The sequence below is a fragment of the Haladaptatus sp. W1 genome (assembly GCF_001723155.1).
GTDB classification, from domain to species: domain Archaea; phylum Halobacteriota; class Halobacteria; order Halobacteriales; family Haladaptataceae; genus Haladaptatus; species Haladaptatus paucihalophilus.
On sequence record NZ_MEIH01000242.1, the window covers coordinates 1 to 3,354 of the forward strand.

5 protein-coding genes and 3 pseudogenes are annotated in these 3,354 nt (G+C 59.0%); 4 read left to right on the top strand and 4 right to left on the bottom strand.

The window, feature by feature from the left end; all coding sequences use genetic code 11:
- Window positions 1–294, bottom strand: a pseudogene (locus BG842_RS31470) (RNA-guided endonuclease TnpB family protein); the annotation flags it as partial.
- Between BG842_RS31470 and BG842_RS10550 the strand changes: the two are divergent.
- From BG842_RS10550 to BG842_RS33085, 3 genes and pseudogenes are all read left to right on the top strand, one after another.
- Window positions 271–501 (top strand): hypothetical protein, encoded by a 231-nt coding sequence (locus BG842_RS10550; protein ID WP_069450691.1) that lies wholly within the window; start codon window positions 271–273, stop codon window positions 499–501. The pseudogene BG842_RS31470 and the gene BG842_RS10550 overlap by 24 nt on opposite strands.
- Before the next feature lie 294 nt (window positions 502–795).
- Window positions 796–1,143, top strand: a complete 348-nt coding sequence (locus BG842_RS10555; RefSeq protein WP_069450692.1) for a hypothetical protein — start codon at window positions 796–798, stop codon at window positions 1,141–1,143.
- A 153-nt stretch (window positions 1,144–1,296) separates the two neighbouring features.
- Window positions 1,297–1,542 (top strand): annotated as a pseudogene (locus BG842_RS33085) (acyl-CoA thioester hydrolase/BAAT C-terminal domain-containing protein); the annotation flags it as partial.
- Window positions 1,543–1,665: 123 nt separating this feature from the next.
- Here the strand turns inward: BG842_RS33085 and BG842_RS31475 are convergent.
- From BG842_RS31475 to BG842_RS10570, 3 genes are all read right to left on the bottom strand, one after another.
- Window positions 1,666–2,052 (bottom strand): acyl-CoA thioester hydrolase/BAAT C-terminal domain-containing protein, encoded by a 387-nt coding sequence (locus tag BG842_RS31475; protein WP_069450693.1) that lies wholly within the window; start codon window positions 2,050–2,052, stop codon window positions 1,666–1,668.
- A 153-nt stretch (window positions 2,053–2,205) separates the two neighbouring features.
- Window positions 2,206–2,553 (bottom strand): hypothetical protein, encoded by a 348-nt coding sequence (locus tag BG842_RS10565; protein WP_069450692.1) that lies wholly within the window; start codon window positions 2,551–2,553, stop codon window positions 2,206–2,208.
- A gap of 294 nt (window positions 2,554–2,847) precedes the next feature.
- Entirely contained in the window at window positions 2,848–3,078 is a 231-nt protein-coding gene (locus BG842_RS10570; protein ID WP_069450691.1) for a hypothetical protein, read from the bottom strand.
- Between BG842_RS10570 and BG842_RS31480 the strand changes: the two are divergent.
- A pseudogene (locus BG842_RS31480) lies at window positions 3,055–3,354 on the top strand (RNA-guided endonuclease TnpB family protein); the annotation flags it as partial. The gene BG842_RS10570 and the pseudogene BG842_RS31480 sit on opposite strands and share 24 nt — an antisense overlap.

The window sequence follows — 3,354 nt, forward strand, 5'->3', positions numbered from 1 at the left end:
CGATACCGTGTGTAGGACTATCTCGAAGCGACCCGTTTCCTTGCGATTGACACTTTGGATGTTGTCGTGAGAGTGGCGAGAACCACACTGTTGGAGTGTGCCACGACGCGTTTCGTATTCTCTGCGCCAGTGGTTGAACTCGTCTGCTGACCAGAATCGCCCCGTGGTCGCGACGGCGATGTTGTTGACACCCAAATTCACACCAAGGACTGTTCTGTGCTTGGCCTCTGAGTCAGGTGTCTCGTCGTCTTCGACTTTCTTCATGGAAGCGTGGAGATACCACTCGCCGTCTCGCTCACGGTCCCAAAGACATCAATTACAGCGGTCGTCCTCCGTCTCCTCGTCCCTATCCTCCGATCCGTCCGTCGAGTCGTCAGTGTCGGATTCATCCCCGTCCGATGCATCGTCATCAGCGGGCGATTCGTCCGCCCCGTCATCGACAGCTCGTCTACCGCCGACGTATACGAGGCCGTCGCCGACCGACAGGCCAGACAGGACTGAAAGGGGTTCGACGCTCCACTTTTTGCTCCCGTCCGAGCGAGGTCGGATTTTGCAGGTCGTAACACAGTTTCGGATCGGAACGCGTCCCGAATTTTAAGACGACGAAAGATGAACATTCGCTAACTGGTTTGGATGACTTCGAGACAGTTCTCCCGACGTGAGTTACTGGCGTCGTCGCTTGCTGTCGGTGCGGCCTCTACCGGTGGCTGTCTCGGTAACCCTCTTACCGATGAGAACGCGGGATCGATCGACTGTCCGGCTAGAACGAAGGTGGGAAACCACCTTCAACTTAGGATGAGTGGCTTCGAGCCACGGACCGTCGTGACGTTCGAGTGTGAAGCCACCGATGAAGCGGGCTACGACTATACGGGTTCGTGGTCGCTTCGAACGGACGAAAGCGGCGTGGCAACGCTCGCAAACGCGGATTTCACCAACAACGCACCGGAGTCGAATTGGTATGGATCAAAGCGAGGCCGCCGGCTCGCGGGACGGTCGGCGGTCTCGATGATTCTTCATCGTCTCTCCTTCGAGAGCTTCTTTGCATCGTCGCCGAATTTCTTCATGGGCGATCGGAATTCTGTCACACTTTCGTTCCACGCCCGCTCCGGGCTTTTCGGCACTTCGACACCGTCCCGCTCATAGTCGCGCGTACTCGTCGACCCGGGAATTTCACGACAGTCGGTCGAAGCGAACGGACTGGTCGGATGGCTGTACGAACCAACGACACAGGGCCCGCATCCGGGAATCGTTTCCCTCCATGGCGCGTCGGCCTCCGTTCCGCATCGGTTGAGCGAGATGCTGGCGACACACGGATACGCGACTCTTGCGTTACAGTACTTCGATGCGCCGGGATTGCCGGAATCGCTCGAACGAATCCCGCTCGGATACTTCGATACCGCGATTCGGTGGCTGACGAGTCGGCCGACGGTTCACGACACGGGAATCGGTTTACTCGGAATCTCACGTGGCGTCGAGGCCGCGTTACTGACGGCAACGGGGTACGACGGGCCGGTAGCGGTAATCGGGTACTCCGGCGGCGGTGTCGTCCGGCACGGAGTCGCCGGGGTCCCCCCGACAAGATACATCGACCAGCCCGCCTGGACTCGCAACGGCTCTCCGGTTGCGAACCCGGACGCGCGTTTCAGGAACGTGCGCAATCGAAAATCACGGTCGACCGTGATTTTCGATTGCGTCGAACGTCGCTCGAATAGCGTCCGGGTTCGCAACCGGAGAGCCGTTGCGAGTCCAGGCGGGCTGGTCGATGTATCTTGTCGGGGGGACCCCGGCGACTCCGTGCCGGACGACACCGCCGCCGGAGTACCCGATTACCGCTACCGGCCCGTCGTACCCCGTTGCCGTCAGTAACGCGGCCTCGACGCCACGTGAGATTCCGAGTAAACCGATTCCCGTGTCGTGAACCGTCGGCCGACTCGTCAGCCACCGAATCGCGGTATCGAAGTATCCGAGCGGGATTCGTTCGAGCGATTCCGGCAATCCCGGCGCATCGAAGTACTGTAACGCAAGAGTCGCGTATCCGTGTGTCGCCAGCATCTCGCTCAACCGATGCGGAACGGAGGCCGACGCGCCATGGAGGGAAACGATTCCCGGATGCGGGCCCTGTGTCGTTGGTTCGTACAGCCATCCGACCAGTCCGTTCGCTTCGACCGACTGTCGTGAAATTCCCGGGTCGACGAGTACGCGCGACTATGAGCGGGACGGTGTCGAAGTGCCGAAAAGCCCGGAGCGGGCGTGGAACGAAAGTGTGACAGAATTCCGATCGCCCATGAAGAAATTCGGCGACGATGCAAAGAAGCTCTCGAAGGAGAGACGATGAAGAATCATCGAGACCGCCGACCGTCCCGCGAGCCGGCGGCCTCGCTTTGATCCATACCAATTCGACTCCGGTGCGTTGTTGGTGAAATCCGCGTTTGCGAGCGTTGCCACGCCGCTTTCGTCCGTTCGAAGCGACCACGAACCCGTATAGTCGTAGCCCGCTTCATCGGTGGCTTCACACTCGAACGTCACGACGGTCCGTGGCTCGAAGCCACTCATCCTAAGTTGAAGGTGGTTTCCCACCTTCGTTCTAGCCGGACAGTCGATCGATCCCGCGTTCTCATCGGTAAGAGGGTTACCGAGACAGCCACCGGTAGAGGCCGCACCGACAGCAAGCGACGACGCCAGTAACTCACGTCGGGAGAACTGTCTCGAAGTCATCCAAACCAGTTAGCGAATGTTCATCTTTCGTCGTCTTAAAATTCGGGACGCGTTCCGATCCGAAACTGTGTTACGACCTGCAAAATCCGACCTCGCTCGGACGGGAGCAAAAAGTGGAGCGTCGAACCCCTTTCAGTCCTGTCTGGCCTGTCGGTCGGCGACGGCCTCGTATACGTCGGCGGTAGACGAGCTGTCGATGACGGGGCGGACGAATCGCCCGCTGATGACGATGCATCGGACGGGGATGAATCCGACACTGACGACTCGACGGACGGATCGGAGGATAGGGACGAGGAGACGGAGGACGACCGCTGTAATTGATGTCTTTGGGACCGTGAGCGAGACGGCGAGTGGTATCTCCACGCTTCCATGAAGAAAGTCGAAGACGACGAGACACCTGACTCAGAGGCCAAGCACAGAACAGTCCTTGGTGTGAATTTGGGTGTCAACAACATCGCCGTCGCGACCACGGGGCGATTCTGGTCAGCAGACGAGTTCAACCACTGGCGCAGAGAATACGAAACGCGTCGTGGCACACTCCAACAGTGTGGTTCTCGCCACTCTCACGACAACATCCAAAGTGTCAATCGCAAGGAAACGGGTCGCTTCGAGATAGTCCTACACACGGTATCGAACGAA

What these genes read in the sequence shown, in the direction of transcription:
- BG842_RS10555 (WP_069450692.1), top strand. Translation starts at nt 796, where the DNA reads ATGAGTGGCTTCGAGCCACGGACCGTCGTGACGTTCGAGTGTGAAGCC.
- BG842_RS31475 (WP_069450693.1), bottom strand. Translation starts at nt 2,052, where the DNA reads ATGCTGGCGACACACGGATACGCGACTCTTGCGTTACAGTACTTCGAT.
- BG842_RS10565 (WP_069450692.1), bottom strand. Translation starts at nt 2,553, where the DNA reads ATGAGTGGCTTCGAGCCACGGACCGTCGTGACGTTCGAGTGTGAAGCC.